Origin of the sequence: Agaribacterium sp. ZY112 (genome assembly GCF_041346925.1) — a bacterium.
Lineage (GTDB): Bacteria > Pseudomonadota > Gammaproteobacteria > Pseudomonadales > Cellvibrionaceae > Agaribacterium.
On sequence record NZ_CP166840.1, the window covers coordinates 2378901 to 2393317 of the forward strand.

Annotated in this window: 16 protein-coding genes; 12 read left to right on the forward strand and 4 right to left on the reverse strand. The window is 45.1% G+C overall.

Going from position 1 to position 14417, the window contains the following annotated elements; genetic code table 11:
* The first annotated feature begins 26 nt into the window (after positions 1 to 26).
* From AB1S55_RS10335 to AB1S55_RS10370, 8 genes are all read left to right on the forward strand, one after another.
* The gene (locus AB1S55_RS10335; RefSeq protein WP_370977994.1) at positions 27 to 1193 is read left to right on the forward strand and encodes a chemotaxis response regulator protein-glutamate methylesterase; all 1167 of its coding nucleotides are present in this window, start codon (positions 27 to 29) and stop codon (positions 1191 to 1193) included.
* 6 nt (positions 1194 to 1199) lie between these two features.
* Positions 1200 to 1940, forward strand: coding sequence for a flagellar motor protein (locus AB1S55_RS10340; RefSeq protein WP_370977996.1), 741 nt, complete (start codon positions 1200 to 1202; stop codon positions 1938 to 1940).
* Between the two features lie 12 nt (positions 1941 to 1952).
* Positions 1953 to 2978: a flagellar motor protein MotB gene (locus tag AB1S55_RS10345; protein WP_370977998.1), complete on the forward strand. Its 1026-nt coding sequence runs from the start codon at positions 1953 to 1955 to the stop codon at positions 2976 to 2978.
* Between the two features lie 199 nt (positions 2979 to 3177).
* A complete protein-coding gene (locus AB1S55_RS10350) occupies positions 3178 to 3972 on the forward strand; it encodes a ParA family protein (RefSeq protein WP_370978000.1) in 795 nt (264 codons plus the stop codon).
* Positions 3972 to 4994, forward strand: coding sequence for a chemotaxis protein CheW (locus tag AB1S55_RS10355; RefSeq protein WP_370978002.1), 1023 nt, complete (start codon positions 3972 to 3974; stop codon positions 4992 to 4994). Before AB1S55_RS10350 ends, AB1S55_RS10355 begins: the two co-directional genes overlap by 1 nt.
* Before the next feature lie 156 nt (positions 4995 to 5150).
* Positions 5151 to 5636, forward strand: coding sequence for a chemotaxis protein CheW (locus AB1S55_RS10360; RefSeq protein ID WP_370978003.1), 486 nt, complete (start codon positions 5151 to 5153; stop codon positions 5634 to 5636).
* A complete protein-coding gene (locus tag AB1S55_RS10365; RefSeq protein WP_370981586.1) occupies positions 5636 to 6049 on the forward strand; it encodes a DUF2802 domain-containing protein in 414 nt (137 codons plus the stop codon). Before AB1S55_RS10360 ends, AB1S55_RS10365 begins: the two co-directional genes overlap by 1 nt.
* A gap of 35 nt (positions 6050 to 6084) precedes the next feature.
* Complete coding sequence (locus AB1S55_RS10370) at positions 6085 to 6615, forward strand: hypothetical protein (RefSeq protein WP_370978004.1); 531 nt, start codon at positions 6085 to 6087, stop codon at positions 6613 to 6615.
* A gap of 16 nt (positions 6616 to 6631) precedes the next feature.
* On the opposite strand, the gene AB1S55_RS10375 is transcribed toward AB1S55_RS10370, so the two are convergent.
* Genes AB1S55_RS10375 through AB1S55_RS10390 form a run of 4 tightly spaced genes read right to left on the reverse strand, consistent with a single transcriptional unit; the run spans position 6632 to position 10193 of the window.
* Positions 6632 to 7411: a YciK family oxidoreductase gene (locus AB1S55_RS10375; protein WP_370978006.1), complete on the reverse strand. Its 780-nt coding sequence runs from the start codon at positions 7409 to 7411 to the stop codon at positions 6632 to 6634.
* A gap of 53 nt (positions 7412 to 7464) precedes the next feature.
* Positions 7465 to 8166: an HAD family hydrolase gene (locus AB1S55_RS10380; protein WP_370978008.1), complete on the reverse strand. Its 702-nt coding sequence runs from the start codon at positions 8164 to 8166 to the stop codon at positions 7465 to 7467.
* Position 8167: 1 nt separating this feature from the next.
* A complete protein-coding gene (gene ubiG, locus AB1S55_RS10385; protein WP_370978010.1) occupies positions 8168 to 8884 on the reverse strand; it encodes a bifunctional 2-polyprenyl-6-hydroxyphenol methylase/3-demethylubiquinol 3-O-methyltransferase UbiG in 717 nt (238 codons plus the stop codon).
* Positions 8877 to 10193: a TRZ/ATZ family hydrolase gene (locus tag AB1S55_RS10390; RefSeq protein ID WP_370978013.1), complete on the reverse strand. Its 1317-nt coding sequence runs from the start codon at positions 10191 to 10193 to the stop codon at positions 8877 to 8879. The genes ubiG and AB1S55_RS10390 overlap by 8 nt, the downstream gene beginning before the upstream one ends.
* A gap of 83 nt (positions 10194 to 10276) precedes the next feature.
* Here AB1S55_RS10390 and AB1S55_RS10395 point away from each other — a divergent pair, with 83 nt between their 5' ends.
* The 4 genes from AB1S55_RS10395 (at position 10277) to AB1S55_RS10410 (ending at position 14313) form a co-directional block, all read left to right on the forward strand.
* Complete coding sequence (locus tag AB1S55_RS10395) at positions 10277 to 10462, forward strand: hypothetical protein (RefSeq protein ID WP_370978015.1); 186 nt, start codon at positions 10277 to 10279, stop codon at positions 10460 to 10462.
* Complete coding sequence (locus AB1S55_RS10400; protein WP_370978017.1) at positions 10462 to 10800, forward strand: DUF2288 domain-containing protein; 339 nt, start codon at positions 10462 to 10464, stop codon at positions 10798 to 10800. The genes AB1S55_RS10395 and AB1S55_RS10400 overlap by 1 nt, the downstream gene beginning before the upstream one ends.
* 150 nt (positions 10801 to 10950) lie before the next feature.
* Positions 10951 to 13353, forward strand: coding sequence for an ATP-binding protein (locus AB1S55_RS10405; protein ID WP_370978018.1), 2403 nt, complete (start codon positions 10951 to 10953; stop codon positions 13351 to 13353).
* A 222-nt stretch (positions 13354 to 13575) separates the two neighbouring features.
* Positions 13576 to 14313, forward strand: coding sequence for a glutathione peroxidase (locus AB1S55_RS10410; RefSeq protein WP_370978020.1), 738 nt, complete (start codon positions 13576 to 13578; stop codon positions 14311 to 14313).
* Positions 14314 to 14417 lie beyond the last annotated feature (104 nt).

Here is a 14417-nt window from a genome sequence, read left to right on the forward strand (position 1 = left end):
GCGATTAAATCGCTACGGGAGTACAGGTGGCTTACCGAGTATTGGTCGTTGATGACTCCGCTTTTTTTCAAGCGCGACTAAAAAAAATAATATCTGAAAGCCCAGGCCTTGAAGTGGTTGGTGTGGCCGCGAATGGGCAAGAAGCGATTGACCTAGATGAAAAACTGAAACCTGACGTTATTTCTATGGACTATGAAATGCCTTTTGTAGATGGCATTACGGCGGTGCGTACCATTCTTTCCCGCCGCTCAGTTCCTATCGTTATGTTCTCATCTATGACCTATGAAGGTGCCCGTATTACCTTAGAGGCTTTAGATGCTGGTGCGGTGGATTTTCTACCCAAAAATTTTGCTGAAGTATCTAATGACAGTGCGGTATTGAAGAAGCGCTTGCATGATAAGCTCATTGGTTTTGCTAAGAGCGCTAAACCAACTATTGCTCGAACTTATATCGACAAAGTTTCTGAAACAGCTAAAGCCTCACCCAGACCTGAAACTAGCTCCAGTTCCTCTAGCCAAGTCACGTTGAGTGAACAGAGAAGCAGCAGAGCTCGTAGTATTTCTCAGAGTACAGCTGATACACCTACTAAAGACCCCATTCAACCACGACGATCATCGGTAAACTTAAAAGGTAAGGTGAAATTGGTTGTCATCGGTGCTTCGACAGGTGGTCCTGTTGCCGTAACGGAAGTGGTATCTCGCCTTCCCGCTAACTTTCCCGCTCCTATTGTGATTGTTCAGCACATGCCTGAGAACTTTACCAAAGCTTTTTCTGAACGCTTAGATAGGCAAAGTAACTTGAGCGTTAAAGAGGCACAAAGTGGCGATGCACTTGTTGCAGGTGAGGTGCTTGTAGCACCTGGTGGTCGCCAGCTAATGTTCGATAAAACGGGTAATAAGATAAAAATTATCGATGGTGATGACAGGGTTAATTATAAGCCCTGTGTTGATATTAGCTTTGGTTCGGCCGCTCAAATATTTGGTGCTTCAACCTTAGGCATTGTGCTTACCGGTATGGGAGCAGATGGTTGTGAAGGAGCGAGAATGCTTAAGCAAAAGGGTGCGAATATCTGGTCTCAGGATGAAGCCTCTTGTGTGGTTTATGGAATGCCTGCGGCAGTTGCAAAAGCAGGTTTAACGGATGCGGTTTTAGCTGTACGTGATTTTAGTGACAAGTTGATTAGTGACTTATAAACCTATATGGATTTAATCAGTGTACTAGGCGTTATTATTGGCTTTGCAGCTCTGATTGGGGGTAACTTTCTAGAGGGCGGTTCGCTCTCGACATTAGTAAATGGACCTGCTGCCATCATTGTTTTTGGTGGAACGATTGGTGCTGCGGTATTGCAAACACCTAAACAGGGCATTCAGCGCGCCTTAAATATGTTTTCATGGGTGTTGATACCGCCCAAATTTAAATTACCTGAAGGTGTCGAGCAAGTGGTTGCTTGGTCGAAGATCGCCCGCAAGCAAGGTCTGCTTGGTCTCGAGAATGCTGCGGAAAAAGAAAAAGATAGTTTTTCAAAAAAAGCCTTGCAGCTACTTGTTGACGGCAGTGATGCCGAAGTCATAAGGCATGTGCTTGAAACGGATTTGGCCGTTGTCGAACAGCGCGATATAGAAGCAGCTCATTTCTATGAAAGTATGGGAGGTTACGCTCCTACCATCGGTATTATTGGGGCGGTAATGGGGCTTATCCATGTTATGAGTCACTTAGCTGACCCGTCGCAATTGGGCCAAGGTATTGCCATTGCTTTTGTCGCAACTATCTATGGTGTAGCCGCAGCTAATTTATTTTTACTGCCGATTGCTAGCCGTTTAAGAGCTTGTATTAAAGAGCAAAGTTTACACCGAGAACTGACCATTGAAGGTGTATGTGCCATTGCAGACGGTGAAAATCCACGTGCAATCGAGACAAAGCTTAGCGGCTATTTACGCTAGCTGGGGCTCAATATGAGTCATAGACGTTTATTAACAAAAGCTCGCCAAGGTGAAGATTATAATCGTTCTGTTGGCCACGAGCGCTGGCTGATTTCTTATTCTGATTTTATCACTCTCTTATTTGCCTTTTTTGTGGTGATGTATTCAATCTCTCAGGTGAATGAATCTAAGTATCGGGCACTGTCTGAAACTTTAAACCAAGCATTTAAAACTCAGCCATCTTCGAGCAGTACTAAGGATGTTCCATCAGATCAGCAACAAGCGGTTGATCTTGTAGACCTTGAAGAGCTTGCTCAAGATTTACAGCAGCGCCTAAGTGACTTTCCTGTTGAAGGCTCCATTACGGTTTCAGCAAATGAAAGCTGGCTGGATTTGAATTTAAGTTCCGAACTTTTATTTGATAGCGGTGAGGCTCAATTAAGTTTTGAGGCCCAGCAGGTTTTTACTGATATTGCTGAGCAATTAAGTCCTTATGAAAATGAAATTCAAGTAAGTGGTCATACAGATGATAGGCCCATTAGCAATGTTGACTTTGCAAATAACTGGGAGCTAAGTTCGGCTCGTGCTTTAGCAATTGTTGAGTTGCTCCAAAAAAATGGCATTGCCGCTCAACGTTTAGCCGCTTTGGCTTTTGCTGAGCATAGGCCTCTAGCCTCGAATGAGACGGAAGAGGGGCGAAAAAAGAATCGGCGAGTGGTGCTACGAATTGGTCAATTTGCAGCTGAAAACTCGGTTGACAATAATACTGCTAGCCAGATTGATGTACTTCAAGGTAAGCAAAATTTAGATCAGGATAGCCCTGCAGAGTCGAGTTCCACAAAGAAACTTGGAGAAAGTGGTATTGCAGAAAAAGAGGCTATTCAGGGTTCTGACCAAGGTCTTGCTCAAAGTCAGGATCAACAAATAATAGAAACATCAAACGAGTTGGCTCCTAGAGAAGGCCGCATTCAGCCTGTCCGCTTAAAAGGCGGCAATCTTTTATTTAGTTCTGATCCAGATTTACCCCGCTTACAAAGTTTACAGCGAGAAGAAGAGTAGAGAGGCTGGTACGGGCTTTGCTTTTTTTTATCGTGAGATAACAAGAGTCAAACTTTCAAGAAGGCGACATAGCTTTCGCTTTTGACTTAGAGCGAGAACTCTAGCTAGTTAAGCTATTAATACATAGACAGATACGTTTTTTTACAGCGGCAATACTTGGGAGAACGTTGCTAATTATTGCCGCATGATCGGAGTGAGTGTGCAGGTCTGGACAATCGCAAACCAAAAGGGTGGCGTTGCGAAAACAACCACCAGTGTTAGCTTTGCAGGTATTGCTGCAGAGGAGGGGCTGCGTGTACTGCTTATTGATCTGGACCCTCATGGTTCTTTGACCTCTTGGTTTTCTTTGGTAGAAACTGGCAAGTCATCCAGTATTTTTGATCTATTCGATAAGCGAAATGAGTTAACTCTAGCCTTATTGGAAGAAGTTATTCAGCCCAGTGCTTTTGAAAATATAGATGTGATTCCTTCTGCGCTTGTGCTCGCTACGCTAGAGCGCCGAGCTGTTGGCGAAGGAATGGGTTTGGTTATTAAGCGTGCTTTAGCTCTTGTTGAGCATGAATATGATCTGGTACTTATCGATTGTCCTCCTCAACTTGGGGTGCTGATGGTTAATGCTCTAGCTGCTTGTGATCAATTAGTGATACCAGTACAAACTGAGTATTTAGCAATACAAGGTTTAGAGCGTATGTTAAATACACTTACAATGATGCAGCGCTCTCGGGGGGCTCCGTTTAATTATTGTATTGTGCCGGTCATGTACGATAAGCGCACCCAAGCCTCGGTGCAGAGTTTGCGACAAATCCGTATGGACCATGAACCGAGTACATGGCCTGGGAAAATTCCTATTGATACCCGCCTTAGAGATGCAAGTAAAGCCGGCTTGCCTATCAATGTGTTTGATAAGAGTGCCCGTTCTGCTCTGGCTTATCACTCTCTGTTTACGTTTCTTCACCGTGCTGCGAATGAAGCAAGGCCGGAGGCGGTGCAATAGTGAGTAAAGAGTTGGAAAGCGATTTAAATAATTATTTTGATGAATTGCTACACGATGCATCTATGTCGGAGGCGAGCGCGAAGTCAGAGGTGCAAGTTAAAATAGAAGCAAATACGGAGGCTAAAGCAGCTGTTAACGTAAAGCAAAGGGTTAATAAAGCCGGTGTTCCAACAAAAGCTTCGGAACAGCAACTCCTATCAGAACCTCTTAATAAGCCTCTTAGGGCTATGGCGAAAAAAAAAGCTGCTACAAATATTCATGTTAAGCCTCATGCAGAACCGGAGTCTGTCGACAAACAAAAACTACAGGCCTTGCTTGATCGCCGTCTTATACAAAGCCCTGTTGAGGCAAGCCCTAAGGCGGAGGCGAACTTAGATGCTATTCAAGTCCAGCAAGCACAAGCAGAGCTTGAAGTCAGTAAGAGTCAATGCTCTGAGCTTAGCCAAACTGAAAATATTGAGCCGAGCGTCACAGCAGAGGTAGAGGTCTCTGAACTAGCACAGCAAGATCCGGTTGTTAGCCAACAAGCGGATCACAGTGTTCAGTGGTGTGAAAACGGTCGCCCAGCGTGGGCTCAAGAGCGCTTTGACGCTTTGTTATTTGATGTTGCAGGTTTAAAGCTTGCGGTGCCTTTAATTGCACTTGGGCAAATTGTTCCAATGCATGAAGGTTTAAACCACCTTTTTGGTCAGAGTTCCTGGTTTATGGGTGTATTAAAGTCGTCAATGGGTAATCTCAGAGTTGTTAATACGGCTTTATTTGTGATGCCTGAGCGCTATGAGGAACGTTTTTTAGAATGTGCAGAGTTTGCTATCTCCTTGCATGGCGTACCGTGGGCCTTAGCGGTAGATACTGTACACCAGCCCATTAGTTTAGAACCTGATGAAATTAAATGGCGCTCTGAGCGCTCTAAACGCCCTTGGTTAGCTGGAACAGTAAAATCTTCCATGTGCGCTTTATTAGATATCCCGCAGATGGCTCACTTATTAGTTGAGGCGGATGACTCTTTAAGTTTTGAATGATTGAGTTTGCTTAAAAGAGCTCACAATAAGTAAGACCGACTGGCATAGAAGCTGCTCTTAACTATATTTAGAGGGGTGTGGGGCAGGATTTTGACGCGAGCTTAATCTGTGCCAGCGCTGTGATGCGCAATAACAATTATGTGAGGACAGTTAGCTATGGCAGCTACGTTAAGCAAAGACAATATCAGCGAAGACCCGATGTTGCAGTGGGTCACTTTTAAGCTGGCAGGTGAAACCTATGGTGTCAATGTGATGCAGGTTCAAGAGGTGTTGCGTTATACCGAAATAGCTCCAGTACCAGGGGCCCCAGCCTATGTTATGGGTATAGTTAACCTTCGTGGCAATGTGGTGACGGTTATTGATGCGCGTTATCGCTTCGGTTTGGAACCTGGAGAGATCAGTGACAATACACGTATTGTTATTCTGGAGGCAGATCAACACGTTGTTGGTATTTTAGTGGATAGCGTGGCTGAAGTGGTTTATCTGCGACAGAGTGAGATAGAAACAGCTCCAAACGTGGGTAACGAAGAGAGTGCACGCTTCATTCAAGGTGTGTGTCATAAAAATGATGAATTATTAATTTTGATAGAACTCGATAAGCTGCTCACGGATGACGAATGGGCTGAGCTGGAGAGTGTGTGATGGTTGGGGAAGTACTTATGCTGGTGAATGAAAGCCTTGCTGCTTATAGCGGCCTAATTAGCGCCGCTCTTATTTTAATGAATTTAGCTTTTATCGCGGCTTTTATCCAAATGAGAGCTCACAGTGTGCGTAAGCGAGCAATTATGAACAAGCAGCTGCAAATGAGTAACTCGGGTGTTATGGGCGTTGGGGAGCGTGTATTACATCTAGAGAAACAGTTGACCTTGTTGAGTAAACAGCAGCAAGAGCTCAATGATAGCCATGTGGAGTTAGCTTGTGGTCGAGCACGGAGCATGCTGAATCAAGGCTTAAGTGATGAAACAGTAGCTGCGAGCAGTGGTTTAAGTGTGGCAGAAGTATCGTTGATGAAAATGATGCAGCAGCCCTCACATCAGTTAGATCGAGCATCATAGCCGTTATCATTAGTTAAGCGTATAGGGCGTTCATTATGAAGTACGGAGTTTTTGTTTATTCTGCCCTAGTTATCAGTGCTTTTAGTGTGAGTGCGTGCAGTATCTCAGATCGCTCTGTTTATGAGGATGGTGAAGGTGCTGTACCAGAGGCCTTTTTTTCTACAGTAAAAAAAAATAAAACTCATAAACGTTGGGTAACGGATAATTTAGGTAAACCTCATTTCTATCTCGAAGGTCCCAATCAAGAGCAGGTTTATACTTATCATTTTAAACAGAGCTATTACCGTAAAGCCAGTTTGTTGTTCTTTTTAAATTACAATGGCTCAGATCAGCAGCAAAAGAATTACCATATTATTTTTTGTGATGATGTAGTAAAAAAAGTTTGGTGGGATGACTTTGTTAATGTGCAGATAGAGAAGGTGGTTAAGTATGGAGGCTGTCAAAAAGACAGTGAAGCGATAAGTGAAAAGGTTGAAAAAGAAAGCAAAGACGGTGAGCCGAGTGAGCAGTCATCGCTTAATCACTTTTCGTATCTAGAGCTTTTTAGTGCTTATCGCTTCGTTTAATCTAGCATTCAGTTTATTAGGGCTCTAAGCTTTTGTGTTCAGGCTGAGCCCTAAAAATTTTACCGCTCTGAGTACATATTGGGCTTAACAAATATGCGTAACTTGGCATAAGCTTACTTGCAGGGCTTACTGTCATAGGGTCTTCTGCTGGGTAAGCATTTAAGCGTAAGCGAGTGCGAGTTGCGCCAGGGTCGACACTATTTACACAAATATCACCTAAGCCATCGAGTTCTTCTGCAAGCACTTTCATTAATGCATCACTTGCAGCTTTTGATACTGAATACGCAGCTGAATATGCTTTGCCTTGGCTTGCACTTTGGTCTGAGGTAAACAAAATACGACCATGCTCACTGTTGCGGATAAGAGGCAGTAGGGCGCGGCTTAAAAGAAAAGAGGCGTTGATATTTACCTGCATTACTGTTGCCCAGCGCTCAGGACTATATTGTTGTACGGGGGTTCGAGCTCCGAGCTCAGCCGCATTTATTAAGAGTCCATCAAGTTTGGGAAATTCATTGGCTAAGGCATCGTGCATAGCTGTATAGGCTTCTGCGTTTGCGCTTTCTAGGCTAAGGCAATAAATAGCTGGCTGAGCTAAGCCTTCTTGCTCAATCTCATCATAGAGCTCTTCAAGTTTGGTTTCACTTCGACCGTGTAATACAACGGTGGCACCGGCACGAGCAAAATACAGAGCAGCACAGCGACCAATGCCATCGGTTGCACCGGTAATGAGAATGGTTTTTCCCTTAAATGATGAACTTGATAATTTAAAATCAGAAGGGATTTGTGAGTTGTGCATATATATTTCCGAAAATGTCATAACGGCTTATTAATCGCAATAAACCGAGTGCTTTATGGTTGAGCTTCAGCGATTGTTTCTGGCGCTGCTAAATTTAAATAGTTATCAATTATTGGCCAGATCTCATCTGCGTGTTCAATATAGTGATCTGCTTGCCAACTCAAGCTGTCTTCGTCTTTGGGGATGTAACCATAGTTGGCTGCAATGGTAGGCATACACGCATTTTTTCCGCAGAGAATGTCACGTACATGGTCGCCAATATAGATAGCTTCACTGGGCTTACAGTTGGCATAGCGGCAGGCTAAGAGTAATGACTCCTCATGAGGTTTGCTTTGCTTGACATGCTCTGGTGAAAGAATACAGCAGGGCGTGCTAGCAAAACGAAATTGTGTCATCAAAGCATCGGTCAGGGCCTGAGGTTTGTTTGTGGCGATACCCCAAGCCAGCCCTGCATCGCTGATCTTCTTAATTAGTTCATCGATACCGGGGAAGCTTCTAGTATGTCGGTTGATATTTTGGGTATAGCTATCGAGTAGACGTTGGCGTAAAGGGCCTACTTGCGGGTCATCATCAGTCAGCTGATAACCCAGCTTAACGAGCGCGTAAGAGCCTTCAGAAACAATGACTCGGGTTTGCTCAAAGGGGAGAGGCTCTAAGCCGTCCTCTTGCATGATAGAGTCTAAAGCGGCACTTAAGTCTCTGGCGGTATCAAGTAGGGTGCCATCTAAATCGAAAAAAACGGCTTTGAGTGTCATCTTAATTAACCTTTTTGGCTCGAACTAAGTAGTTAACATCCACAGCTTCTTGGGCTAAATAAAAATGCTGATTGAAGGGGTTAAAACTCATACCACAAACATCTTCGACCACCAGGCCTGCTTCACGAATCCAGTGGCATAGTTCAGCAGGTTTAATAAATTTTGAATATTCGTGGGTGCCTTTGGGCAAGAGCTTCATAACGTATTCAGCACCAAGGATGGCAAAGGCATACGACTTAGGTGTGCGATTTAAGGTTGAAAAGTACAAGCTGCCATTGTCTTTTGCGAGTGCCGCACAGGCTTTAATTGTTGAGCTTGGGTCGGGCACATGCTCCAGCATTTCCATACAGGTGACAATGTCAAATTGCCCTTCGTTTTCTTTACAAAAATGCTCAGCACTGATTTTTTGGTAGTGAATATCTAAGCCGCTTTCTAAGGCGTGCAGTTTGGCGACCTCAAGTGGAGCCTCTCCCATATCAATACCGCTTACTTTGGCTCCTCGTTGGGCCATGGCTTCGCTGAGTAAGCCGCCACCACAGCCTATGTCGATAAGCGTCTTGTCAGCAACGGGTGTTGCAGAATCCACATAGTTTGCACGTACTGGGTTTAGTTGATGCAGGGGTTTAAATTCGCCTTCGGGATCCCACCATCGGCTGGCCATGCGTTCAAACTTCTCAATTTCATTGGGGTCTACGTTTGTCTGTTCCGAATTAAGCATGACGAATTTTGTCCCTCCAAGCTGAGGCTCGTTTAATCAGTGACTCTTGGTTTATACGGCTGAGCTTACCTTGATTGACAAGGTGCTGACCATTTACCCACAGATGACTGACTTGGTTTTGACTGTAAATGATTTGGCTCGCAGGGTTGTATACGGGCTGGGCTGTTAGCTCGCTTAGGTCTATAGCGCAAATGTCAGCCGCTTTCCCCACCTCTAAAGATCCACACTGCTTATCTATGCCTAGTGCTTTAGCGCCGGCCATTGTTGCCATATAAAGGCTGTCATGGGCATTTAAACTAGAGGCGTCCATGGTTTGAAACTTGGCGAGTAAAGCTGCTTGTTTTATTTCATTAAGCATACTCAAATCGTTGTTGCTCGCCGCCCCATCGGTACCTAAGGCGACGTTAATTCCTTCGCGGAGTAAGTCCTTAACAGGGCATAGGCCGCTGGCTAGTTTTAAATTTGAATCTGGGCAGTGTACAACGTGGGCGCCACTGCTTTTGAGCACTCTAAGGTCACTCTCATCGACTTGAGTCATATGCACGCACTGAGCGAGTGGTGAGAGCAAGCCTAGCTCAGCCAGTCGTTTACTTGGTCGTTGACCTGATTCAGAAACGGCCCGCTCCACTTCTTCAGCCGTTTCATGAAGGTGAATTTGTATCGGCGCTTGTAGCTCTTCGGCCAGAGTGCTGATTTGGCGTAATACATCATCGCTAACGGTATAGGGGGCATGTGGGCCAAAAGCGATATTAATACGGTCGTGTGAACGGTAGTGATCGTGGAGGGCCAAGCCCTTGTGGATGTAGTCGTCAGGCCCTTGGCCCCAAGGGGTAGGAAAGTCGAGTACAGGGAAGGCGATTTGGGCACGAATACCACTTTCGTGGGCAACTTCAGCAGCTGTTTCAGGGAAAAAATACATATCGCTAAAACAGCTCGTGCCACTTAAGAGCATTTCAGCAATAGCAAGCTCGGTGCCGTCTCTTACAAAGCTCTCGTTAACCCAACGGCTTTCTGCCGGCCAAATATGTTCTTCAAGCCAGGTCATTAAGGGCAGGTCATCAGCATAACCACGCAATAAGCTCATTGCCGCATGGCCGTGAGCATTTATTAAGCCCGGTATAAGCGCTTGGTTTTTGAGCTCGATAAAGCTGTTTGCTTGATATCGTTGTTGAAGCTCGGACTGAAGAACGATGTCTACAATCTTTCCTTCGTTTATAATCAGCGCCGAGTCTTCAAGAATGCGGCCCTTGGGAATAATAGGAATTATCCAGCTTGCACTGATGGCTAGCTCAACGTGGTGCAGACTCATGCCCTGAGTAGTCCTAGGTATTGATAAGCAGGTAAGTATACCCGAATGGCCCAGAGCCTGTTCACCCTTTAATGAGAATAGCTATGTCTAATGTGCTGCCCTTTAAGCGGCCCAGCCCCCACCAGAAACACAAAGGCCGCAGCCTTTGCCGCCGCGGTTTTCACAAGTGGAAGGTGAAAACAGAGCAAAAGTTCGATGTTAAACAAGGTCGCCTCGTAACAGTATTGATCTGTGAGCGCTGCGGCGAAACAAAGCATAAGTTGATTTAATGACAGATAAAGAAAGTAATAAAACTAACAGTTCAGCACTCAGTGAGCCGCTGAACGAGCAGATCCAACAAGAGCTCAACCGAGAATGCGCTAAAATTCCGTGGTCTGAACTACAGCGCTTTTTTGCGTCTGGTATTGCGGTATCGGTCGCCAAGGAACTTGATTTAATTGAAGTTGCTCAGTTTATTCATGCTGATGATGCTGCACGAATAAACGCTTATATGGAAAGTGGCTTAATTGCTCAAGTGAGTGATGAGCAGGCGCAGCAATGGATTCGAGATGATGCGAGTGTATGGGCGCTGGTTATTAAACCTTGGGTACTCGTTCAAGCAGCTTAACTATGACATGTTTAGGCCTTGGTTCTAGGCCCTAGTTTTTGTCCTATGTGGCCCCTCTTTACGGCAAGGTTCTTGCCAGTGTGCTATATAAAGTTATGCCGTTTATTTATATAGCGAGGCACTTTCTTGCCTCAGGAGTTGGCAAAACTTATGGCCCGGCAAGATCGTGAGCAAGCTAATCCGCAGGCTGTTGGCCGTTCTGAGTTGAGCGCTGAAGCAGCTAGCGCTCCTTCGTTAGAAAGTACCTTAGAAAGTACGGGCGTAGGTACTTGGGATTGGCATATTCCTTCTGATCAACTGAGTTTTAATAGACGCTGGGCTGAGATTGTCGGTTTTACTTTAGAAGAGTTAGCCCCTCTTGGTGCTAAGGCCTGGAGTGAATTGTGCCACCCAGGTGATTTAAGCCGTTTTAATCACACTGTCGAGTCTTGCCTTGAAGGCTCCGGTTATTACGAGTGCGAAGTACGTATGCGGCATCGTGCCGGTCACTGGGTTTGGATTCTTGATTCGGGTAAGGTGCTTGAGCGTGATGCTGATGGCAAAGCCCTGCGTATGATGGGCACTCACCTCGATATCACTGATAAAAAGCACAGCGAACAGATGCTGGAGCGTCAAACACAACTGTTTGAGGTGATGAGTGATCAGGGGCGAATCGGTGCGTGGTCCTATGATATCGAAAGCGGCCAAGTCTACTGGTCGTCGATGACGAGAAAAATCCACGAAGTTTCTGACAGTTTTATTCCTGAAGTTGAATCAGGGATAAATTTCTATAAAGAAGGAGAGAGCCGAGATACCATCAGTCGCGTGGTTGCCGAGGGGATAAACCAAGGTAAATCTTGGAACGTTGAGTTAATACTCGTAACAGCAAAAGGTCGAGAAATCTGGGTCGCTGCTACAGGGTCAGCAGAATTTGAAGGTGGAAAATGTGTTCGCCTCTATGGTTCTTTTCAGGATATCGATAAGCGTAAGCGCTCAGAGCAGGCTTTAATTGAGGCCAAAGAGCAAGCCGAGCAAGCCGCTCAAGCTAAAAGTGAATTTTTGGCTATGATGAGCCATGAGATTCGTACGCCCTTAAATGGGGTTCTGGGTATGCTGAGTTTGTTGCAGCGTAGCAACTTGGATGATGAGCAAGTTCGCAAGGCCCAAATCGCGCGCAACAGTGCAGAGAGTTTACTGCAGATCATTAATGACATTCTCGATTTTACGAAGGTGGATGCAGGGCACTTAGATCTCGCAAATCAAGATTTTAACCTTCACGCGCTGCTCGATGACATGTCTGAGGGCATGGCGTTAAGAGCGCAAGAGAAACAACTGGAGCTCGTGGTTGATCAGTGTGAAGTCGATAATGGCTGGGTTCACGGTGACGAAGGGCGTTTGCGTCAAGTCTTGGTGAATTTGGTCGGTAACGCCATCAAGTTCACCGAAAAAGGAGAAATACTTGTTCGAGCATGCCTCGTTAAATATGGGCAATCAAGGCAGTTGGAGCTGGATGTTTGTGACAGCGGTATTGGCATTGATGAAGCGCAGCTTGAATATCTGTTTGAACCATTCACACAGGCAGATAGTTCAGTCACTCGTAACTATGGGGGCACAGGTTTAGGGCTTGCTATTAGTCATAAGCTTTGCGCTTTGATGGGGGGGAGTTTGTCTGTACGCAGCCGCTTACAAGAGGGCTCAACGTTTACGGTTTCGATTGAGTTGGGACAGGCACAAACCCCGATTGAAACCGACCCGATTGATTTACAATTTTGCGATGTGCTAATTATTGTTTCAAATACAGCGCAGCGCTCGATGTTAGAGCGTCAGTTTGGGCTTTGGGGAGCTCGTGTCACTGCGGCTGATAGCTACGAGCTGGCCATTAAACTTGCGACATCTATGGGGCGAGATCAGCCTTATGCTTTGGTCTTGGTTGAAGGCCAGCTAAATGATGGCAGTGCAGAGGCCTTTGCCTACAAGTTTCACAGTGTTACACATTTAAAAGCGTCGCCGTTGGTACTTTTAAATCCAATGAATGATCGTTTTATTGGTGATCAGCTTGAGAATCTGGGGTATCGATTGCAGCTACCTAAACCCATTACTCGCAGCGACTTATTACTGGCTCTCAACTTAATTGAGTTGGCGCCAGCGGATGTTCCAGAAATAAAAAGTGAGTCGGGCTACCAAGAAAATATATTGTTAGTCGAAGACAACATGGTGAATCAAGAAGTGGCTTTAATGATGCTTGAGGACATGGAGAAATCGGCAACCGTTGCGAAGCATGGTGCAGAAGCGATTGCCTTGATGAAGGCTGCCGATGAACAAAGCCCTTTTACCTTAGTTCTTATGGACTGCCAAATGCCAGTGCTTGATGGTTATGAGGCCACTAAGGCAATTAGGCAGGGCGAGGCGGGGGATCGATATCGGCGTGTGCCTATTTTGGCGATGACAGCCAATGCCATGAAAGGAGATAAAGAAAAGTGCTTAAATGCCGGCATGGATGATTATCTAGCTAAGCCTTTTGATGAAGAGGACTTGACTCAGCTTCTTGGCCGCTGGGCGAAGGGTCTTGCTTAAGATGCAGGAGCCTATGTGTAGCTGTATTGGCTCGTCGTATTTAGCATGCCACTGTTTTAACAGCTCTTGTTCTTGCCTGCATACGTAAATATTCCTTCTTATTTATTCTTGTTAGCCTAAAGCTATGAGTCTTATTTATTTAACTAAATATGACTATTATGTTGTATGCGCTAAAGTGACAGCATATTCAATTCAAAGTACAAAACGCACTAGGAGTGTCTTATGTTAGAAAATAAAGAAGGTCAATCAGTCCCCCAAGTTAGCTTCCCTGTCCGTGTTGATGATGCGTGGCAAACTTGGCAATCCAGTGAGCTATTTGCAGGTAAAAAAGTTGTTGTTTTTGCTTTACCGGGTGCTTTTACTCCAACCTGCTCATCTAGCCACCTACCTCGTTACAACGAGTTAGCGCCGGTGTTTAAAGAGCATGGTGTTGATGACATTATCTGTCTTTCTGTGAACGATACCTTTGTGATGAATGCTTGGGAAAAAGATCAGCAAGCTGCACATATTCGCTTTCTACCAGATGGTAGCGGTGAGTTTAGTGAAGGCATGGACATGCTTGTTGATAAAAGCGATATAGGTTTTGGCAAGCGTAGCTGGCGCTACTCTATGTTGGTTAATGATGGTGTGGTTGAAAAAATGTTCATTGAAGCTGATGTACCTGGCGACCCGTTTGAGGTAAGTGATGCCGATACCATGCTTAATTATGTTGCACCAAATGCAATATTACCGCCTAAAATTAGTTTGTTTACCAAACCAGGTTGTCCACATTGTGCGAATGCAAAAGCGGCTTTGGATGAAAAAGGATTAGCTTATGAAGTGATTGAGCTTGGCTCTGATGGCATTAGTTACACCTCACTAGCGGCAGTGAGCGGCCAGTTAACAGCGCCACAAGTCTTTGTTGATGGTGAACACATTGGTGGTTCTGAAGATTTAAGCGCTTGGCTTGCGAATAAATAAGTTTAATAGCAATATTTATTGCGTTGAGAGTTGTTTTTAAAAAGCGTTTTTACGCTTAACCAGTTAGCCCGCTACTATGGGCTAACTGGTTTTTTAATAAGCGA

Bases quoted from the DNA above. Each gene is read 5' to 3' on its own strand.
- AB1S55_RS10370 (WP_370978004.1), top strand. From the start codon at position 6,085: ATGAAGTACGGAGTTTTTGTTTATTCTGCCCTAGTTATCAGTGCTTTT.
- AB1S55_RS10340 (WP_370977996.1), top strand. From the start codon at position 1,200: ATGGATTTAATCAGTGTACTAGGCGTTATTATTGGCTTTGCAGCTCTG.
- AB1S55_RS10375 (WP_370978006.1), bottom strand. From the start codon at position 7,411: ATGCACAACTCACAAATCCCTTCTGATTTTAAATTATCAAGTTCATCA.
- AB1S55_RS10400 (WP_370978017.1), top strand. From the start codon at position 10,462: ATGACAGATAAAGAAAGTAATAAAACTAACAGTTCAGCACTCAGTGAG.
- AB1S55_RS10405 (WP_370978018.1), top strand. From the start codon at position 10,951: ATGGCCCGGCAAGATCGTGAGCAAGCTAATCCGCAGGCTGTTGGCCGT.
- AB1S55_RS10395 (WP_370978015.1), top strand. From the start codon at position 10,277: ATGTCTAATGTGCTGCCCTTTAAGCGGCCCAGCCCCCACCAGAAACAC.
- AB1S55_RS10410 (WP_370978020.1), top strand. From the start codon at position 13,576: ATGTTAGAAAATAAAGAAGGTCAATCAGTCCCCCAAGTTAGCTTCCCT.
- ubiG (WP_370978010.1), bottom strand. From the start codon at position 8,884: ATGCTTAATTCGGAACAGACAAACGTAGACCCCAATGAAATTGAGAAG.
- AB1S55_RS10360 (WP_370978003.1), top strand. From the start codon at position 5,151: ATGGCAGCTACGTTAAGCAAAGACAATATCAGCGAAGACCCGATGTTG.
- AB1S55_RS10390 (WP_370978013.1), bottom strand. From the start codon at position 10,193: ATGAGTCTGCACCACGTTGAGCTAGCCATCAGTGCAAGCTGGATAATT.
- AB1S55_RS10380 (WP_370978008.1), bottom strand. From the start codon at position 8,166: ATGACACTCAAAGCCGTTTTTTTCGATTTAGATGGCACCCTACTTGAT.
- AB1S55_RS10365 (WP_370981586.1), top strand. From the start codon at position 5,636: ATGGTTGGGGAAGTACTTATGCTGGTGAATGAAAGCCTTGCTGCTTAT.
- AB1S55_RS10345 (WP_370977998.1), top strand. From the start codon at position 1,953: ATGAGTCATAGACGTTTATTAACAAAAGCTCGCCAAGGTGAAGATTAT.